At 67.5% G+C, this 18,920-nt stretch carries 18 protein-coding genes; 10 read left to right on the forward strand and 8 right to left on the reverse strand.

The annotated features are described in order from the left end of the window. Positions 1–550: maleylpyruvate isomerase N-terminal domain-containing protein (locus tag ACWDKQ_RS30155; RefSeq protein ID WP_450142160.1), on the forward strand; the 550-nt coding region annotated here is incomplete at its 5' end. Between the two features lie 281 nt (positions 551–831). Next, positions 832–1,269: a nitroreductase family deazaflavin-dependent oxidoreductase gene (locus tag ACWDKQ_RS30160; RefSeq protein ID WP_450142161.1), complete on the forward strand. Its 438-nt coding sequence runs from the start codon at positions 832–834 to the stop codon at positions 1,267–1,269. A 117-nt stretch (positions 1,270–1,386) separates the two neighbouring features. Here the strand turns inward: ACWDKQ_RS30160 and fdhD are convergent, their stop codons facing one another. Further along, positions 1,387–2,238, reverse strand: a complete 852-nt coding sequence (gene fdhD / locus ACWDKQ_RS30165; RefSeq protein WP_450142162.1) for a formate dehydrogenase accessory sulfurtransferase FdhD — start codon at positions 2,236–2,238, stop codon at positions 1,387–1,389. Between the two features lie 279 nt (positions 2,239–2,517). On the opposite strand from fdhD, the gene ACWDKQ_RS30170 reads away from it, so the two are divergent. Next, positions 2,518–2,670, forward strand: a complete 153-nt coding sequence (locus ACWDKQ_RS30170; RefSeq protein WP_450142163.1) for an IS200/IS605 family transposase — start codon at positions 2,518–2,520, stop codon at positions 2,668–2,670. A gap of 25 nt (positions 2,671–2,695) precedes the next feature. Here ACWDKQ_RS30170 and ACWDKQ_RS30175 read toward each other — a convergent pair whose 3' ends face one another. Beyond that, the gene (locus ACWDKQ_RS30175) at positions 2,696–4,999 is read right to left on the reverse strand and encodes an FdhF/YdeP family oxidoreductase (protein WP_450142164.1); all 2,304 of its coding nucleotides are present in this window, start codon (positions 4,997–4,999) and stop codon (positions 2,696–2,698) included. A gap of 694 nt (positions 5,000–5,693) precedes the next feature. On the opposite strand from ACWDKQ_RS30175, the gene ACWDKQ_RS30180 reads away from it, so the two are divergent. Then, positions 5,694–6,098 carry a DUF488 domain-containing protein gene (locus ACWDKQ_RS30180; RefSeq protein WP_450142165.1) on the forward strand — a complete coding sequence of 135 codons (405 nt, stop codon included), beginning with the start codon at positions 5,694–5,696 and terminating at the stop codon, positions 6,096–6,098. A gap of 151 nt (positions 6,099–6,249) precedes the next feature. Here the strand turns inward: ACWDKQ_RS30180 and ACWDKQ_RS30185 are convergent, their stop codons facing one another. Beyond that, on the reverse strand, positions 6,250–6,513 hold the full coding sequence (locus ACWDKQ_RS30185) for a hypothetical protein (protein ID WP_450142166.1): 264 nt from the start codon (positions 6,511–6,513) through the stop codon (positions 6,250–6,252). A 95-nt stretch (positions 6,514–6,608) separates the two neighbouring features. Here ACWDKQ_RS30185 and ACWDKQ_RS30190 point away from each other — a divergent pair, with 95 nt between their 5' ends. Together ACWDKQ_RS30190 and ACWDKQ_RS30195 are read left to right on the forward strand one after the other, a co-directional pair. Further along, the gene (locus ACWDKQ_RS30190; protein WP_450142167.1) at positions 6,609–7,535 is read left to right on the forward strand and encodes a LysR family transcriptional regulator; all 927 of its coding nucleotides are present in this window, start codon (positions 6,609–6,611) and stop codon (positions 7,533–7,535) included. A gap of 534 nt (positions 7,536–8,069) precedes the next feature. Further along, positions 8,070–9,029: a polyprenyl synthetase family protein gene (locus ACWDKQ_RS30195; RefSeq protein WP_450142168.1), complete on the forward strand. Its 960-nt coding sequence runs from the start codon at positions 8,070–8,072 to the stop codon at positions 9,027–9,029. A 64-nt stretch (positions 9,030–9,093) separates the two neighbouring features. Here ACWDKQ_RS30195 and ACWDKQ_RS30200 read toward each other — a convergent pair whose 3' ends face one another. From ACWDKQ_RS30200 to ACWDKQ_RS30210, 3 genes are all read right to left on the reverse strand, one after another. Continuing rightward, positions 9,094–9,417 (reverse strand): hypothetical protein, encoded by a 324-nt coding sequence (locus ACWDKQ_RS30200; RefSeq protein WP_450142169.1) that lies wholly within the window; start codon positions 9,415–9,417, stop codon positions 9,094–9,096. 432 nt (positions 9,418–9,849) lie between these two features. Then, the gene (locus ACWDKQ_RS30205) at positions 9,850–11,154 is read right to left on the reverse strand and encodes an RNA polymerase sigma factor (protein WP_450142174.1); all 1,305 of its coding nucleotides are present in this window, start codon (positions 11,152–11,154) and stop codon (positions 9,850–9,852) included. Further along, positions 11,151–11,570, reverse strand: a complete 420-nt coding sequence (locus ACWDKQ_RS30210) for a YciI family protein (RefSeq protein ID WP_450142170.1) — start codon at positions 11,568–11,570, stop codon at positions 11,151–11,153. Before ACWDKQ_RS30210 ends, ACWDKQ_RS30205 begins: the two co-directional genes overlap by 4 nt. A gap of 488 nt (positions 11,571–12,058) precedes the next feature. Here ACWDKQ_RS30210 and ACWDKQ_RS30215 point away from each other — a divergent pair, with 488 nt between their 5' ends. From ACWDKQ_RS30215 to ACWDKQ_RS30225, 3 genes are all read left to right on the forward strand, one after another. Further along, entirely contained in the window at positions 12,059–12,475 is a 417-nt protein-coding gene (locus ACWDKQ_RS30215) for a Fur family transcriptional regulator (RefSeq protein WP_450142175.1), read from the forward strand. Between the two features lie 19 nt (positions 12,476–12,494). Next, entirely contained in the window at positions 12,495–14,723 is a 2,229-nt protein-coding gene (gene katG, locus ACWDKQ_RS30220) for a catalase/peroxidase HPI (protein WP_450142171.1), read from the forward strand. Between the two features lie 362 nt (positions 14,724–15,085). Then, complete coding sequence (locus tag ACWDKQ_RS30225; protein ID WP_450142176.1) at positions 15,086–15,892, forward strand: hypothetical protein; 807 nt, start codon at positions 15,086–15,088, stop codon at positions 15,890–15,892. Here the strand turns inward: ACWDKQ_RS30225 and ACWDKQ_RS30230 are convergent. Both ACWDKQ_RS30230 and ACWDKQ_RS30235 read right to left on the reverse strand, forming a co-directional pair. Then, the gene (locus ACWDKQ_RS30230; RefSeq protein ID WP_450142172.1) at positions 15,875–16,144 is read right to left on the reverse strand and encodes a hypothetical protein; all 270 of its coding nucleotides are present in this window, start codon (positions 16,142–16,144) and stop codon (positions 15,875–15,877) included. The genes ACWDKQ_RS30225 and ACWDKQ_RS30230 overlap by 18 nt on opposite strands. Beyond that, entirely contained in the window at positions 16,077–16,292 is a 216-nt protein-coding gene (locus ACWDKQ_RS30235; protein WP_450142177.1) for a CRISPR-associated endonuclease Cas1, read from the reverse strand. The genes ACWDKQ_RS30230 and ACWDKQ_RS30235 overlap by 68 nt, the downstream gene beginning before the upstream one ends. Before the next feature lie 107 nt (positions 16,293–16,399). Here ACWDKQ_RS30235 and ACWDKQ_RS30240 point away from each other — a divergent pair, with 107 nt between their 5' ends. Then, positions 16,400–18,763 (forward strand): arylsulfatase, encoded by a 2,364-nt coding sequence (locus tag ACWDKQ_RS30240; RefSeq protein ID WP_450142173.1) that lies wholly within the window; start codon positions 16,400–16,402, stop codon positions 18,761–18,763. Positions 18,764–18,920 lie beyond the last annotated feature (157 nt).

The raw sequence follows: 18,920 nt of genomic DNA on the forward strand, positions 1-18,920 counted from the left end.
TCCTGCGGCCAGACACCACAAGACTGCCGCAAGATCATCATCCCGGGCCTGCCCAACACACCCTCACTCAACCCGAGAATTAACCACCAGGGTCTGGAACGTCGCCAAAACGCCGCCGACCGGCGACGACCCGCTCGACGCGCTGATCGTCCGGCTGGCCGCCGCTTACGAGCAGCCGTGGCTGCTGAAGTTCCACCTCGACGACGTCGGTTCCGCCGCGGGTCGGGCCGCCGAACTCGCGGATCCGGGCGTCCGGGTCAGCACCCAGGACCAGGTGCTCACCGCGGGGGACTACCTCTCCGCGTACGTCCTGGAGTGGACCTTGCACCACCTCGACCTGATCGCGCACCTCCCGGACGCCGCCGGGCCGCCCGCGGAAAGCCTGGCTCGCACCCGCGAGATGCTGGAAGCGATCGCCGGGGCACCGTTTCCCGCGTCGTGCTCCGACAAGGACGCGCTGCTGGTGGGCACCGGGCGCCGGGTTCCGACGGACGCGGAGAAGGCCGAGCTCGGCGGACTGGCCGCGAAACTCCCGCTCGTCCTTGGATGACCGCCTGACGGAACGGGACCGACCCGCTGCCCTGGCCGCGTCGTTCGGTCACCATCCGTTGACGGACGGTGAGCGCCGCCGCCGAGGTCGCGGCGGAGCTCGTGGGGCAGGTTGCCAGCAGGTGATGCGGGGCGCCCTACCTCACCCGTCAGGGAGCTGGCGCAGCTTCGGATCATGATTCGGGAAAGGGCGAGTTATTGTGGGCTCGGCGGAATCGAAGGGCTCACCGCCCTGATCAGTCATCGGGTGGTGACGGGTAAGCGGCGGAAGGAGCGTCCGAAGTGGATGCTGCAGGCGAGGACGTGGAGTTCAGCCCGACGGACTGGGTGCGAAACCAGACGAAGAAGGTGCTCGAGACCGGGACCACCGAGGGCATCGAGATCCTCGGTTCGCCCATCGTGCTGCTGACGCTGCGCGGAGCGCGGACCGGTAAGTTGCGCTACACCCCGGTGATGCGCGTGGAGCAGGGCGGAAGCTATGCCGTGGTTGCGTCGAAGGGCGGCGCACCGGAGCACCCCACCTGGTACTACAACATCAAGGCACGCCCCGAGATCTCGCTGCAGGACGGGACCGAGAACAGGAATTACCTCGCTCGCGAGGTCGAGGGCACCGAGCGGGCCGAGTGGTGGGAGCGTGCCGTCGCGGCCTACCCGTCGTACGCCGAGTACCAGGAGAAGACCGACCGGCAGATTCCCGTGTTCGTGCTCGACCCCAGGTGACGGCCCGGCTGGCGGCAGCCCTTCCGGGACGGACGGTTCCATCCTTCGAGAACGGGACGAAGTTTCACGGGCGAACGATGATCGTTTGGCCCGTACTGCACTGATAAGCCACGTTTATCAGGCGCCGGTTCCGGCTGCGACGAGGTCCGGTTGCACCCGTTCCGCTCCGGTGTAGATGTTCATGGAGGTGCCGCGCAGGAAGCCGATGAGCGTCATCCCGGAGTCCGCCGCGAGATCCACCGCGAGGGAGGAAGGGGCGGACACGGCCGCCAGCGTCGGGATGCCGGCCATCACCGCTTTCTGGACCAGTTCGAAGGACGCCCGGCCGCTGACCATCAGCACCGAGTCCCGAAGCGGCAGCCGGTCCGCGCGCAGGGCGTCGCCGATGACCTTGTCCACCGCGTTGTGCCGCCCAACGTCCTCGCGCAGGCAGGTGAGCTGACCGTCGGCGGTGAACAGTCCGGCGGCGTGCAGGCCGCCGGTGCTGTCGAACACCCGCTGGGCCGCGCGCAGCCGGTCGGGGAGGGTCGTCAGCGTTTCCAGGTCGATGCGCAGCGAGTCCTCGCCGAGCGGCCAGGTCGTCGTGGTGCGCACCGCGTCCAGGCTGGCCTTGCCGCACAGTCCGCACGAGGACGTCGTGTAGAAGTTCCGTTCCAACGACGCGTCGGGTGGCGCCACCCCGGACGCCAGAGCCACGTCGACCACGTTCAGGGTGTTGGAGCCATCGGCGGTGGCGCCCGCGCAGTAGCGGATCCCGGCCACGTCCTCGCTGGCGTGGACGACACCTTCGCTCACCAGGAACCCGACCGCGAGGTCGAAGTCGTGCCCGGGGGTGCGCATGGTCACGGTGAGGGGACGGCCGGCGACCCGGATCTCCATCGGTTCCTCGGCCGCGAGGGTGTCCGGGCGCTGTGACGGCACTCCCTCGCGGATGCGCAGCACACGCCGCCGCGCGGTGACTCGTCCCATGATTTTTCGGCGAGGGGACCCGCTGCTTTAGCAGCGGGGTGAATCGCCGCTACGTTTCGCAAGCATTGGGTCTTTCTCGCCTCCTCCCTTCGTTATTCGTTATACATGTGTCATAAAGGTTCGCCGGTTTTCCGGTGGCGTGTACGACCTTGGGCTGCACGTGGTGTGGTGCCCGAAGTAACGCCGCTCGGTCCTTGGTGGTCGGGTCGCGGCACGACTGGAAGAACTGATCCGCGTGAAGGCCGGCGAACGGGGGTGGGCGATCGTGGCACTGAAATGATGCCTGAGCACGTGCACCTGTTCGTCAAGCACGACCCCAAATCGTCGGCGTCGTACGTGGCGAACCAGGTCAAAGGCTTCACATTCCGTGTGCTGCGGGAAGAATTCCCGCACCTGTGGTCGCGCCTGCCCACGTTGTGGTCCTCGTCGTAGCCGACTTCGTGTGCCAACGCTGTGGTTACACAGCGAACGCGGGCGTCGCGCCGGCGAGCGGCTCGAGCCGGACCACGATTCCCTTGGAGGTAGGTGTGTTGCTGATGTCGGCCACGCTGTCCAACGGCACCAGGACGTTGGTCTCCGGGTAGTACGCGGCGGCAGAACCAGGCGTCGTCGGATAGCCGACCACCCGGAAGTTGCGCGCACGCCGCTCCACCCCGTCGTGCCACACGCTCACCAGGTCCACTTCGGCGCGATCGGCGAGTCCGAGCGCGTTCAGATCGGCCGGATTGACGAGCACCACCCGCCGCGCGTTGTGGATTCCCCGGTACCTGTCGTTCGGCGCGTACGGGATGGTGTTCCACTGGTCGTGGGAGCGCAGCGACTGCAGCACCAGATGTCCGGCCGGCGGCTTGAGCATCTCGAAATCGTTTCGGGTGAAGATCGCCTTGCCGCTCGCGGTCCGGAAAACCCCGCTGTTCACCGGGTTCGGCAGCGCGAACCCGCCCGGCTCGGCCACCCGTGCGTTGAAGCCCTCGAAACCCGGCACGACCCGCGAAATCCGGTCCCGGATCGTGCCGTAGTCCGCCTCGAATTCCTCCCACGGGATGGCGGGGTTGTCGCCCAGGGTCCGGCGAGCCAGCCGGCTGATGATCGCCACCTCGCTGAGCAGCACCTCCGAGGCGGGTTCCAAGCGACCGCGCGAGGCATGCACCTCGCTCATCGAGTCCTCGACGGTGACGAACTGCTCGCCGCCGGCCTGGACATCCCGGTCGCTGCGCCCGAGCGTCGGCAGGATCAGCGCGGTTTCGCCGCACACCGCGTGGGAGCGGTTCAGCTTGGTCGAGATGTGCGCGGTCAGCCGGCAGCGGCGCATCGCCTGCTCGGTGATCTCGCTGTCCGGCGCGGCCCGCACGAAATTGCCGGCGACACCGAGGAAGAACTTGGCGCGGCCGTCGCGCATGGCGCGGATGGAATCCACCGAATCCCAGCCGTGCTCGGTCGGCGGCGTGAACCCGAACTCGCGCTCCAGCGCATCCAGGAAGCCTTGCGGCATCCGCTCCCAGATGCCCATGGTGCGGTCGCCCTGCACGTTGCTGTGGCCCCGCACCGGACAGGTACCGGCTCCGGGCTTGCCGATGTTCCCGCGCAGCAGCAGGAAGTTGACGATCTCGCGGATGGTGGGGACGCCGTGCTTCTGCTGCGTCAACCCCATCGCCCAGCAGACGACGGTGCTCTTGCTGGCCAGGACCCGATCGCGCACCTGCTCGATCTCCTCGCGGGTCAGCCCGGTGGCGGCGCGGACCTCGTCCCAGGTGATCTCGCGGGCGCGCTCGGCGAACTCCGCGAAACCGCTGGTGTTGGCCTGGATGAACTCGTGGTCGAGCACGGTGCTCGGGTTGGCGTCCTCGGCCTCCAGCAGCAGCTGGTTCAGCGCCTTGAACAGCGCGAGGTCACCGCCGGGGCGGATCTGCAGGAACTGGTCCGCGATCGCGGTGCCGCGGCCGATCACCCCGCGAGCCTTCTGGGGGTTCTTGAACCGGATGAGCCCGGCCTCGGGCAACGGGTTCACGGCCACGACCTGACCGCCGTTGCGCTTGGTCTGTTCGAGTGCCGACAGCATCCGCGGATGGTTCGTGCCAGGATTCTGGCCGACGACGAAGACCAGGTCGCTGTGGTGGATGTCGTCCAGGCTCGCGCTGCCCTTGCCAACACCCAACGTCTGCTGCATCGCGGATCCGCTTGATTCGTGGCACATGTTGCTGCAGTCGGGCAGGTTGTTGGTGCCGAACGCCCGTGCGAACAGCTGGAGCAGGAATGCGGCCTCGTTGTTGAGCCGACCCGAGGTGTAGAACAACGCCTCGTTCGGGGAGCCGAGCGCCCGCAGCTCGTCGGCGAGCAGGTCGAACGCGGCGTCCCAGGTGATCGGCTCGTAGTGGTCCGAGCCGGGCCGTTTGACCACGGGCTCGGTGAGCCGGCCCTGGTGGTTGAGCCACTGGTCGGACTGCTGCGCCAGCTCGGAGACGGGGTGCTGCCGGAAGAAGTCGGCGGTGACCCGGCGCGTGGTCGCCTCGTCGTTGATGTGCTTGGCGCCGTTCTCGCAGTACTCGTTCATGTGCCGGTGCTTCGGGTCCGGCCACGCGCAACCGGGGCAGTCGATTCCCTTCGCCTGGTTGACGTTCAACAGCGTCAGCATCGTCCGGCGAGGCGTGGTCTGGCGCAGCGAGTACTCCAGGGCGTGCGCCACGGCGGGCACACCGGCCGCCCAGGTCTTCGGCGCGACGACCGAGAGGTTGTCCTCGCCAGGACCTTCGATCTTGCTCATGATGTGGCCACCCCTAGCATCCATCGCCGGCACTCGCCCAGCTGGCGGCGGGCCCGAAAATCCACCGCCGATCCAGCGTTTGCCGCCCGCGTGGGGAAGTCAAAGAAGCAGTGCCGATCAAGTGATAGGCGCCGTTTATCTAGCGACGAACCGAGCGCTTCGGCCTCGACCTCGCGTGTTCGGCGTCACCGGTCGCGGCTTACAAGCTCGTGCGCCGGTCTGGCAGGTATCGCCTATCACTTGATCGTCGTCCGACGGTGGAGCCGCTGGTGCTGGGTGACGAGCTGCCCGAATCCGGTCGGCGGTCGTGGTGACGCGGCCGTTTCGACGTCGTGGAGGAAACCGAGCGGGCCGTGCCCAGCCGAATTCGAATTCGGTCCCGCACCGCTACCTGGCCGCGATGCGACGGGTCTGCGTCAATTGCCACGGGAGGTTGTCGTGAGATTGCCGAACGAGCGCGAGAACCGCTGGGCGAGAGTCCGCTTCCACATCCGGGAAGCAGACTCGGCAGCATCGACGACCGCTGCGGTCCTTGCACGACAGACGTGGTCCCGATGCAGGTGTTGACCTTCGGACACGGCACCGCCAACGCCTCGACCATGACCGGCCTGCTACGCGGCGCCGGCGTCCACATGCTGGTCGACTGCGCACCGCACCCGGCAGCCGGTACAACCCCGATGCGACGCGGTCGGCGATGTCGCAGTGGTTGCCGGAGGCCGACATCGGTTACCGGTGGGACGCCCGGCTCGGCGGGTGGCGGCGGGGGCACCCGGACAGCCCCGACACCGCGCTGCGCAACCGGTCGTTCAGCGGTTACGCCGAGTACATGCGCTCCGCCGGTTTCCGGGTCGCCATCGACGACCTGCTGGCCGACTCGGCTGCGGAACCGACTGCGGTGATGTGCGCCGAGTCGGTGTGGTGGCGTTGCCACCGCAAGATGATCGCCGACTTCCTGACCCTGGTCCGCGGGGTGGAGGTCGCCCACCTGATGCACGATGGGACGGTGCGACCGCACCGCCCCAGCCCTCAGGCGCGGCTGGTCGCCGACCGAGGCGTGCTGGTCTACGACGCAGGCCAGCCCCTGCTCGGCCAGGACTGACCTGGTGCCTCCCATACCCGACCTCGATGGAACAGGCGGATGATGGTCGCGGCCGTGACACCGGCGGCGACGCCGATCAGCGTGTCGATCACGCGGTCGGTGCGCAGCGTCAACGGTTCGGCGGGAGCGGCCAGATTTGTCATCAGCATGATCAGTGCGGTGAAGACCCCAGCGCCCGCCAGCCCGTAGTGGCGCGCTGAACAAACAGCTCATTGGAAAACAGCACGGCGGTCACGAAGATCGATCGAGTGCACAACCCACCGAACTGCGGTTGCGCCGGGATCGACGGTCCGGCACCGCCGCCCGCATCGCGGGTGGTGAGTTTGACCGCCGGCTGGCCGCCACGTCCAAGCGGAAACGCCTTGAAATCATAGGCATGGCTTATCAGAAAGTCGCAAACATCGTCGGAGGCCATCAATTGGAGCCCCCGCCCGCGGGGGACCAGGCCATGGCGACGGCGCGAAACACCGCGTTCGTCGGTTCTCCGGGCTCGGCGTGGTCGAATGAGTCATGCTTTTCCGCCAGCTCGAGTACTTCGTGGCACTCGCGCGGGAGCGGCACTTCGCCCGCGCCGCGAGCGCCTGCTACGTGTCCCAACCAGCACTGTCCGAAGCCATCCGCAAGCTCGAACAGGAGCTGAAGGTTCCGCTGGTCCGGCGTGGGCGCACCTTCGAAGGCCTCACCCCCGAAGGCGAGCGGCTCGTGCTGTGGGCGCGGCGCATCCTGGCGGATCACGACGCGCTCAAGCAAGAAGTGACTGCGCTGCAGACCGGTCTCACCGGCGAGCTCCGGCTCGGGGTGATCCCGGCTGCCGCGAGCACCGTCGCGCTGCTCACCGATCCGCTCTGCGCCGAGCACCCGCTGGTGCGCGTGCAACTGGAGACGAGCCTGCGATCTTCGGAGATCGTCGAACGGATCCGCCGCTTCGAGCTGGACGCAGGGGTCATCTACCCTGACGGGCCGAACATCACCGACCTCGTGGTCACCCCGCTGTACGAGGAGCAGCACGTGCTCATCGCCAGCACCGAGCTGCTCACCGGCCAATCGGAGACCATCAGCTGGGCTGATGCGCTGGAACTGCCGATGTGCCTGCTCACCGCGGGAATGCGCGGCCGCCAGCTCATCGACGACGCGCTGGCCACCCAGGACCTCGAGGTGACGCCGCAGATCGAGGCTGACTCCGTGGTCGCGCTGCTCGCGCACGTGGGCACCGGCAGGTGGGCGAGCGTCATTCCGCAAACTTGGATCCGAACCCTGCGCCCACCGGTAGGTGCGCGCGTGCTGCGGCTGGAGAACCCGTCCGTCACCGCTGAGATCGCGCTCGTCACCAGCGCGGTGGAACCCGGCTCGGTGCTGACCCGAGTGTTGGTGCAGGTCGCGCGGAACGTCCGCGCGTACGACGTGCTCAGCAGCGATCCACGCCCCGCATCCGGCTGACGATCGACCACGCCTATCAAGTGGTCAGAGCCGCGTCTTGGACGTTCCCGGCGTGCGGAAACCCGAATCGAGGTCGCGTGGGGAGACACCGTCCACGTCGATGTTGCCGAAGGGTGACTGGTCCTGCATGCTTCCCGCGAAAACCCGCTGGCGAAGGCGGGGACGGCGAGTTCGGCACCTACTTCATCGGCACGCCAACGGCCCGGCGTGATCGAACTATGCTGGAGCGGATGTTCGTCGGTTCCGGCCCTGGCGTCGGCGAACCGGGCCATCCGGATTCCACGACCGATGTCCACCGCGGTGGCTGAGCCGGGCCGAAAGTATGAGTTCTCAAGCCGTTGTCTCGGTCGATCGGTTGATCTTTGCTGGCACTTCGGCCGATACGGCGGACTCCTCGGATGGATAGCGTCGATCGGGTCAAAAGCGATACCAGGATAGAGGCGGATCATGACGACGTTTCCGGCCACCGCAAGCCGTGATAACGAGTTGGGCTCAGGCGCGATTCGACGCGCTCGCGCGCTCACTGAACCGGTGTTGCGGCATCTCGTTGACCGGCTCGGTCCGTCGCTGGCGAGAATCGGCAGATACCACTTCGGTTGGCGCGCAGGGGGTTCCTTCACCGGTGGCAAGGCCATCCGGCCCACCTTGGCCCTGCTCGCGGCGGAGGCGGTCGGCGCCGCGGCAACGGATGCGTTGCCCGCCGCTGCCGCCGCTGAACTCGTGCACAACTTCAGCCTGATCCACGACGACATCATCGACAACGACGAACTGCGACGCGGCCAGCCGGCCGTGTGGAAGGAGTACGGGATTCCGGCAGCGATCCTGATCGGTGACGCGCTGCACTCCGAGGCGTTCGGGATCCTGCTCAGCGGAGGTGGCCCCAACGCCGCTGCGGCGGCTGCGCGCCTTGCCGCCGCCATGCGGGAGGTCGTCGTGGGGCAGGTCGAGGACATTCGGTTCACCGAGCGGCCGTGGACGGGCGAGCAGGCGGTAAGCATCGCCGAGTACCAGGCGATGGCCGAAGCCAAAACCGGTGCGTTGCTGGCCTTCTCCGCCTCGGCCGGCGCCTTGCTAGGCGGTGCCGACGCTGCGGCTGCGGACTGCTTCGACCGTCTCGGGCGCCATCTGGGCCTCGCCTACCAGTGCACCGATGACGTGCTCGGCATCTGGGGTGATCCAGCGAACACCGGCAAGCCGGTGTTCGGGGACCTGCGCGAGGCCAAGCGGACGCTCCCGGTGATTGCTGCGCTGACCGCTGAGGTGCCCGCGAGCTCGCGGCTGGGGGATCTGCTCGGGCGCGGTGTGCGAACCGACTTCGGCCTACGGCTAGCGGCGGAGCTCATCGAGGAGGCTGGCGGGCGTGGGTTCGCCGAGCGGGAAGCTGCCAGGCATCTCGCCGGGGTCGACGACTGCCTCGCCTCGCTGTCGATGCCCGTTGAGGTCCGCGGTTCCTTCGACGCCCTGGCCCATTCGCTGATCGGGAGGATCAAGTGACCGGGGTGCCCGCAGCAGCATGAGACGCGGAAACCTGTCATTGCCGGAAGCCACCGGGAAAATCCTAAAATGGATGATGATCGCGACGTAGGTCGGAGTGCTGTTCTTGCGGACGTGGACCTTTTCGACGTGCTCGTCTCCGACCAGGGCCGGGTGAGGTGGCTCGGAGCCTGGTGGGTTCGGCTGCGGTGTTGTCCCGGGCCAGGTGGCTGAAGCACAGCACGAAGGCGAGCTCCGTGTCGGTGAGGCCGGTGAGCTCGTCGAAGGTGCAGGCGGCCAGTCCGGCGTAGTAGGCGCGGATGCGGTCCAGTCCTTCGGTGGTGCGCTCGATGAGCACCTTCCCGCCGGTCCCGGGGCTCGCGGACCCGCTCGATGCAACCGGACGCATCGAGCCGGTCGATCATGCGTGAAATCGAACCCGACGTCAGCCCTTCGCATCACGCACCGAGACGAAACGCGCACTGCCGAACCGAAACTCCGCCGTGTTCGAGCCGGCCGTGCTGCAGCTGCCTCGTTGACGCTCGGGCGGTTTGCAGCGTGCGTTCGTGCCGCGGGCGAGACGCGTGCGGGCGCGGATATCGCGACTGGCCAGCGGCGGATCGGCTAGGTCGATTGCGTTCTCCGATCGCCGTCCGTTGGACGAGTTCCGCAAATGGCGGTGTTTTGCCTGGTCACCGGCATTTTCGGGGCTCGCCTGGTCCGGCGGGTGGCACGCCTGGCCTCCCTGGGTGCCGCCACGCTATCGGGCGCTGGAGAGCGACGGATGAACAGCGGGCGACGAACAGTGGTGGATTGGCGCCGATCGTCATCTCCGGCCCGGTCAGCCGAGGTCGGCGAGCTTGCCCTCCAGCACCGCCCTTTCGCGCTCGTTTCCGCACAGGCGCACTGCGAGCTCCAGTTCGGAGCGCGCCTCGTCGGCGCGTCCAATGCGGGTGAGCAGTTCTCCGCGAACGCTCGGCAGCAGGTGCGAGTTCGACAGCGCATCAGCGGCCACCAGCTCGTCCACGATCGTCAGCGCTGCAGCCGGTCCCCGGGCCATGGAGACCGCCACCGCTCGGTTCAGGTCGACCACCGGTGACGGCGCGAGCCTGCCCAGGGCCTCGTAGATGAGCACGATGCGTTCCCAGTTCGTCTCGTCGACGGACGCAGCGACGGCATGGCACTCGGCGATCGCCGCCTGCAAGCCGTAGGCGCCCAGCCCCCGGCCGATCTGCGCCGCGCGGGCCAGGGCGGTTCGTCCCCGGCGGATCGCGGCGCGGTCCCAGCGGCGACGGTCCTGCTGCTCCAGCAGCACTGGCTCGCCGTCCGCTCCGGTGCGGGCGGGGAAGCGCGCCGCGGTCAGTTCGAGCAGCGCCAACAGGCCGTGGACCTCGGGTTCGTTCGGCACCAGCCGGGCCAGCACACGCGCGAGGCGCTGCGCCTCGCTAGCCAGGTCGAGTCGGAGCAAGTGGTCACCGGAGCTGGCCGACGAACCTTCGGTGAAGATCAGGTAGACGACGCTGAGCACCGAGCCGAGCCGCTCGGCCCGCTTCTCTGCCGACGGCACCTCGAATGGCACCCGGGCCGCCCCGAGGGCCTTCTTCGCCCGGGTGATCCGGGCCTGCACGGTTGCTGTGGGAATGAGGAACGCCCTGGCGATCTCGTCGCTCGTCAGACCGCCGACTACCCGCAAGGTGAGTGCCACCCTCGCCTCTCCCGACAGCGCGGGGTGGCAGGAGATGAACATCAACGCGAGCACGTCGTCGTCGATCTGGTCCGGATCCCACAGCGCGTCCTCGGCGTCCCGGGCCGGGTCGGCGGGTCCGCTGCCCGAGGCGACGCCGCCCTCGCCGAGGTTGTGGGCGAGGGCGGCGTACCTCTCGTTGAGGGCGGAGCGACGGCGGAACGCGTCGATCGCGCGGCGCCGGCCGACGGTGAGCAGCCACCCCGCGGGGTTTCGGGGTACGCCGTCGCGCGGCCAGGTCACGAGTGCCTCGGCCAGCGCTTCTTGGGCGAGGTCCTCGGCCAGCGCGAAATCGCCGGTGTACCGCGCGAGTGCACCGACGATCCGCGCGGACTCGATCCGCCAAACGGCGGCGACGGCCTCACGGCCGGTGGATCGGCCATCGCCCGTCGATCCGCTCAGAGCTGGCCGGTGGCTTCGCGCCACGCCCGCTCCCGCTTGATCCACTCGTTGTCCTGCGGGAACTCGTCGATCGTGGCGACCCGGCGGATCTCGGTCTTGAAGCCCGGGCCGGTCATCGGCGATCGCTTGGCCCACTCGACGGCCTCCTCCTTCGACGCCACGTTGAGGATGTAGAACCCGCCGAAGAGCTCCTTGGTCTCGCCGTACGGGCCGTCGGTGACCACGGGCGGCTCGGAGGAGTAGTCGACGACCACGCCTTCGGCGGCGTCGTCGAGCCCCTCCGCGGCGACCAGCACGCCGGCCCGGATCATCTCGTCGTTGTACTTGCCGACGGTCTCGAGCATCTCGTTGAAATCGACGTCCGCCATCCCCGCGTAGGCCTCGTCGTTGGCGCGCATGATCAACATGTACTTCATGGTTTTGTCTCCCTGGGCCGTCCGGTCTCTCTCGGACCCTCTCACCCCTAGGTCGAACGGATGATGTCGTGGATCGACACACCCGTAGAACTTCTTGCGAGAGTTTCCGGCAGCGTACGACTCGTCATCCGCGGAAGTCCGACGATCACGGGTCATGCCTGCTGGTACCCGCTGGCTGCACCGGTCGGTGCAGCGCCTCGAAACCGTCCTGCGCCACCAGGCAGGACATCAAGAGCCCGGAGTGGCGGCTGTGCTGTCGGCAGGATCGCAACGCGCAGTCCAGTCCCAGCCGTTGGCCTTAGAGGTCACCGCGTTCATGGACGCACCCACATCCCGCGCGGCTTAGGCTGGTACGGCTGGAGCGGCCTGTGGGGTTCCCGGAGTCACGATTCGGACGCGCGTGCGGGATGAGCATTGCTTCACTCTTGATTAATTCAAGAAAATGGACCAGACTGCGGCGCGTGCCAACGACTGCTGACCTCGAGCAAATGCTGCGCGGGGTTGCACTGCGCGTGACCCGTCCTCGGGTGGCAGTGCTGTCTGCGGTGCATGATCACCCGCACGCCGACACGGAATCGATCATCGGTGCCGTGCGCAAAGATCTTCCCAAGGTGTCCCACCAGGCCATCTACGACGTGCTGCGCGCGCTGACCGCCGCGGGTTTGCTGCGTCGCATCCAGCCGATGGGGTCCTTGGCCCGCTATGAGGCGCGGATCGGAGACAACCACCACCACCTCGCTTGCCGGTCGTGCGGCGTCATCGTCGACGTCGACTGCGCTGTGGGAGCCGCGCCCTGCTTGACTGCCTCCGATGCCCGCGGCTTCACGATCGACGAGGCCGAGGTCATCTACTGGGGACTGTGCCCGGCCTGTTCCCCCGATCCAGATCCAGAAAAAACCCGCTGATGAGCCCGAAAGGATTCCCGTGACTGACAGCACTGACCCCGTTGTTGGCGAGGCGCAGGAGGAGAGCGCAGGCCAGTGCCCGGTCGCGCACGGACGCGCCCCGCACCCGACCGAAGGCGGGGGAAACCGCCAGTGGTGGCCGAACCGGCTCAACGTGAAGATCCTCGCGAAGAACCCGCCGGTGGCCAACCCGCTGGGTGAGGAGTTCAACTACGCCGAGGCGTTCAAGCGCCTCGACCTGCCCGCCGTCAAGCGGGACATCGAAGAAGTGCTCACGACCTCGCAGGACTGGTGGCCGGCCGACTTCGGGCACTACGGTCCGCTGATCATCCGGATGGCGTGGCACAGCGCGGGCACGTACCGCGTCAGCGACGGCCGCGGTGGCGCCGGTGCCGGGCAGCAGCGCTTCGCGCCCCTGAACAGCTGGCCGGACAACGTCAACCTCGACAAGGCCCGTCGGCTGCTGTGGCCGGTCAAGAAGAAGTACGGCCAGAACATCTCGTGGGCCGACTTGCTGATCCTGGCCGGTAATGTCGCCCTGGAGTCGATGGGCTTCAAGACCTTCGGCTTCGCCGGTGGTCGCGAGGACGTCTGGGAGCCCGACGAGGACGTGTACTGGGGCCCCGAGACCACGTGGCTCGGCGACGAGCGCTACACCGGTGACCGTGACCTCGAAAAGCCGCTGGCGGCGGTCCAAATGGGCCTCATCTACGTCAACCCGGAGGGCCCGAACGGCAACCCGGACCCGATCGCCGCGGCCCGCGACATCCGCGAGACGTTCGGCCGCATGGCGATGAACGACGAGGAGACGGTCGCGCTGATCGCCGGTGGTCACACCTTCGGCAAGACCCACGGCGCGGCGCCCGACAGCAACCTCGCGGCCGACCCCGAGGCCGCCCCGCTGGAGGAGCAGGGCCTGGGCTGGAAGAACTCCTTCGGCGCCGGAAACGCAGCGGACACCATCACCAGCGGTCTCGAGGTTACCTGGACTTCGACGCCGACGAGGTGGAGCACCAACTTCCTCTGGAACCTCTTCAGCTTCGAGTGGGAGCTGACCGAAAGCCCGGCCGGCGCAAAGCAGTGGAAGCCGAAGGGCGGCGCAGGCGAAGGCACGGTGCCGCACGCCCACGACTCGTCGAAGCGGATCGCGCCGAACATGCTGACGACTGACCTCGCGCTCCGGTACGACCCGATCTACGAGCCGATCGCGCGGCGCTTCATGGAGAACCCCGACGAGTTCGCGGACGCCTTCGCCCGGGCGTGGTTCAAGCTGACCCATCGGGACCTGGGGCCGAAGTCGCTCTACCTCGGCCCGGAGGTTCCGGAGGAGACCCTGCTGTGGCAGGACCCGCTCCCGGTGGTCGACCATGAACTCATCGGTGCCGAGGAAATCGCCGATCTGAAGGCCAAGATCCTCGACTCGGGTCTGGACGTCTCGCAGCTGGTCTCAGCCGCGTGGGCGTCGGCCTCGACGTTCCGCGGCAGCGACAAGCGCGGTGGCGCCAACGGCGCGCGGATCCGCCTGGAGCCGCAGAAGGGTTGGGAAGTCAACAACCCCGACCAGCTGGCGAGGGTGCTGAGCACCCTGGAGGGCATCCAGGAGTCGTTCAACGCCGCACAGACCGGGGGCAAGAAGGTCTCGCTGGGCGACCTGATCGTGCTCGGTGGGTGTGCGGCCGTCGAGCAGGCCGCCAAGGCCGGCGGCCACGAGGTCGAGGTGCCGTTCACGCCGGGTCGCGTCGACGCCTCGTCGGAGCAGACCGACGCGGAGTCCTTCGCCGCGCTGGAGCCCGCCGCGGACGGATTCCGCAACTACCTTGGCAAGGGCAGCCGGCTCCCGGCCGAGTTCCTGCTGCTGGACAAGGCGAACCTGCTCACGCTGAGCGCGCCGGAGACGACTGTGCTCGTCGGTGGTCTGCGGGTTCTCGGTGCGAATTACGACTCCTCGGAGCTCGGTGTTCTCACCGACACCCCGGGGAAGCTGACCAACGATTTCTTCGTGAACCTGCTCGACCTGGGCATCACGTGGAAATCGACGTCGGAGGACGCGCAGACCTTTGAGGCTCGCGACGCCTCGGGCGAGGTCAAGTGGACCGGCAGCCGCGCCGACCTCGTCTTCGGCTCGAACTCGGAGCTGCGCGCGCTCGCAGAGGTCTACGCGAGTGACGACGCGAAGGAGAAGTTCGTGCGCGACTTCGTCGCGGCGTGGGACAAGGTGATGAACCTCGACCGGTTCGACCTCGTCTGATCCCGAGGTGCAGGTCGGCCCGCGCCGAGCGGGCTGCGCGCAATCAGCGCTGAGAGCTGGCGAGACCCCGTCCCGTGGATAACGCGAGGGCGGGGTCTCGCCGTTTCGGATTTTCCGTTCGCCAGTTCCGCCGAATGCGAGTCAGGGAGTAGACTTTGATCATCTGTCGGTAACCCGGACAAGCTCGCTAAAATTCGACCTAACGTAACCGGAACCGCGGACCTGAGCCGGTGGAACTACCCCTTGTGGGTACCAGCCTTGGCGTGATCAGGATGTAGACACGACAGACCGGTCGGGGTGACTGTGATGTCTCCCGGCCGGTCTGGTTTCTCCGTGGTGACGGTTCGGCTACCGTGACCGCTGTGATTGATGTTCGCCACACCGCGCACGACGACGTGGTAGAGCGCGCCGAACACGCCCTTTCCGTCCGGCTTGACCGGTCCTCTGTTGTGTACGGGGAGTCCGGCGCGTCTGAGGGCTACCGCACCACGGCCGGCACATGGGTGCGCATTGAACGCCGCAACCGCGAACGTGCTGGCGGGCAAACGTGGATCGGCCTCGAAGAATCCGCCACCATTCCAGGTGTCCGTAAACCCTCGTGGTTCCAGTCGGCGACGTGGGATGACAAAGCGCGGGGGATGGTGTGGCGTGCGGATGAGGTGCAGCTCGTCACGGCCCCGACGGTCAGTAGTCCCGATACCGCCCTGACCCTGCCGGATTCGTGGTGGGCTGGCCTGTCGTCATCGCTTGATCAGCTCACCGCGTACTCAACCACGCGCATCGGCATGAGTCAGAAGCACGTGACCCGCCGCATTACCGAGATTTTCGGCGACGGTGCGGATACCACGGTGGACGAGTGGAGCACCGCGCACACGGATGTTCACTGGGACAACGTGACCACCGACGGATACCTGATCGATTGGGAGGATTGGGGCCGTGCGCCACGCGGACTTGACGCGGCATGTTTGTGGCAAGCGTCTTTGCCGGTCCCGGAGCTGGCCACGCGGGTCCGGCAGGTATTCGCTGCCGAATTGGATACGCGTTCGGGAAAGTTGGCCATGCTGCTTCAGGCGGCAAACGCGGTAAGGGCCGCTGCCCGGCTCGGCGTGCCGACACCATTGTCGGGACCGGCGCGGGCAGCGGCCGACCAGCTACTTGCCGAGCTGTAGAAAGCCAGCGGCCAGCTCAGGCGTCAGCTCGGCGCAGACACCCTCGTCTACGAATGTGCGTGCGATGGCGTCGGCAGGAACGCCGGTTTCGGCTGTGACCTGTTCGATGTTGACCGGGTTGCCGGATAGCAGCTTGCGAACAACCGGTTCGGCTTTCGCCGCGAACACAAGGATCGATGTCCGGTCACAGGATTTCCAGCAGATCCAGCGCCTGCGAATCGCGATCTGGCTTGTCAGCGTGGTGAATCCCATTTGCGGGATCGAGCCCGACAGCCAGGCACGCCAGGCGGCATTCGCTCTCGGCCAGACGCGCGGCGTGATCACCGCAGCCGCGATGCGACGCCGCCGAAGCGATCACGAAGCGTCGCGAATGTGCACGGACGAGGCAATTTTTGCACACGTGTCCGGGTTGGGGAAAGATGATCAAAATCTACACCCTAATCCGTTTCGCTGAATGCTGCCGTTCCACAGCTCGGGCAGGACCCGGATGTTGTCCAGGAGGTCTGAATGAACGATGCAGTCGTTTCCCGCGAGCGTTTGCCGATTCCGGATGTGGTTGGCGCCTCGGTCACGTCCGTGGACGTGCGCGATCAGGAGCCCCGGTTCGAACCCGTCCAACCGGTGCGACCTCCGGAGGCAGCGCCGAACGTGGTGGTCGTGCTCATCGACGACATGGGTTTCGGCGCTCCCAGCGCGTTCGGCGGGCCGTGCCGGATGCCGACCGCCGAACGGCTCGCCGACGGCGGGTTGCGCTACAGCCGCTTCCACGTCACCGCGATCTGCTCGCCGACCCGGCAGGCGCTGCTGACCGGGCGCAACCACCATTCGGTGGGCATGGGGGTTACCACCGAGATGGCCAGCGCCGCACCGGGATATAGCGGGATCCGGCCCCGCAGTGCCGCCACTGTGGCGCAGGTGCTGCGGGAGAATGGCTACAACACCGCGGCGTTCGGCAAGTGGCACCAGACCCCGGCCCGCGACGTGAGCGCCGCCGGGCCGTTCGACCGGTGGCCCACGGGGGAGGGTTTTGAGAAGTTCTACGGGTTCCTGTGCGCCGAGATGAACCACTGGTACCCGCTGCTGTTCGACGGGACGACTCCGGTGGAACCGTCGCGCCGCCCGGAGGACGGCTACCACTTGTCGGAGGACCTCGTCGATCACGCGATCGACTGGGTGCGGGACCAGCGGTCGTTGAAGCCGGACCACCCGTTCTTCGTCTACCTGCCCTTCGGCGCCACGCACGCGCCCTACCACGTTCCCCGCGCGTACCGGGACAAGTACGAGGGCGAGTTCGACCACGGCTGGGACCGGCAGCGGGAAATCACCCTGCGGCGCCAGAAAGTACTCGGCGTGGTGCCCGAGGATGCTGAGCTGGCGCCGTGGGCGGAAGGCGTGCCGCACTGGGACGAGCTGTCGGCGACGGAGCAGCGGGCGGCCGCGTCGCTAATGGAGCTCTACGCGGGTTTCGCCGAGCACACCGATGACCAGGTGGGGCGCTTCGTGGATGCGTTGGAGGAGCTCGACGAGCTGGACGACACGCTGTTCATCTACATTCTCGGTGACAACGGGGCATCCGCTGAGGGAGGACTCGGCGGCACCCTCAACGAGCACCGGTTCGCCAGCGGCATACCCGACACCGCCGAATTCATTGTCGAAAACGCGGATGCGTTGGGCGGTGCCACGACCCATGCGCACTACCCGGTGGGTTGGGCGTTGGCAATGAACACCCCCTACCAGTGGACCAAGCAGGTCGCCTCGCACTTCGGAGGAACGCGGGACGGCATGGTGGTGCACTGGCCGCGCGGGATAGCCGAGCGGGGCGGGGTGCGCCACCAGTTCCACCACGTGATCGACATCGTGCCCACAGTCCTCGAAGCCGCAGGCATCCCGCACCCGGTCGAGGTGGACGGTGTCGCCCAGCAGCCGATCGAGGGCACCAGCATGCTCTACAGCTTCAATGCAGTAGAAGCGCCGGACCGGCATCGGCTGCAGTACTTCGAGATGGTCGGCAACCGGGGCATCTACCGCGACGGTTGGATGGCGGTGACCCGCCACGGCACGCCGTGGGAGATGGTGCAAGGCGACCAGCGCCGCTCTTTCGACGACGACGTGTGGGAGCTCTACGACACCACCGCGGACTGGACGCAGGCGCGCGACATCTCCGCCGAGCACCCGGGCAAGCTGAACGAGCTCAAACAGCTGTTCCTCATCGAGGCGAGCAGGCACAACGTGTTCCCGCTCGACGACCGGATGACCGAGCGGGAGAACCCGATGGAGGCCGGACGGCTCGACCTCGTGGGAGATCGCCGATCGATCACCTTCCATGGCGGAGCGAAGCGGCTGACGGAGGAAACGGCGCCCAACGTCAAGAACCGCTCGCACGGAGTGACAGCCCAGGTCGAGACCGGCGACAGCTCAGCGACGGGGGTGATCGTCGCGCAGGGCGGCCGTTTCGGTGGCTGGTCGGTGTACTTCCACGAGGGGCGGCTGTGCTACGCCTACAACTACTTCGGCTTGGAGGTGCACGCGGCGCGGGCACGCGTTCCGCTGGCGGGCGGGCGTCACGAGATCCGGATGGAGTTCTCCTACCACGGTGGTGGCGTTGGCCAGGGCGGTGACGTGGCGCTGCACGTTGACGGTGAACAGGTCGGTGAGGTACTGATCCCGAAGACCATCCCGTACTACTTCGCCTTCGACGAGACCTTCGACATCGGCGTCGACCGCGCGACCCCGGTCACCGACGACTACCCGGTGGGGGACAACGCGTTCACCGGCAAGCTGCACTGGGTCCGCGTCGATCTGGGCGACGACCTGCACAACGACGCGACCGCGGACCGCGACCGCGCTCGGTTCAAGGCCAGCCACGACTGAGCGGGCTGTCGGCAGTCGTCAGTTGCCGATTCAGCACCGATCGCTGACTTCCTCGCCTGCCGGGGGCCCAACTGTTCGGGCAGGATGGCCCCCCGCAGGCCCGTCCGTTCGGGTTGGTGGGGTTTTCAGCCAAGGGAACAGGCCGGCAGGCCAGAGC

The sequence above is a fragment of the Saccharopolyspora sp. NPDC000995 genome (assembly GCF_053599315.1).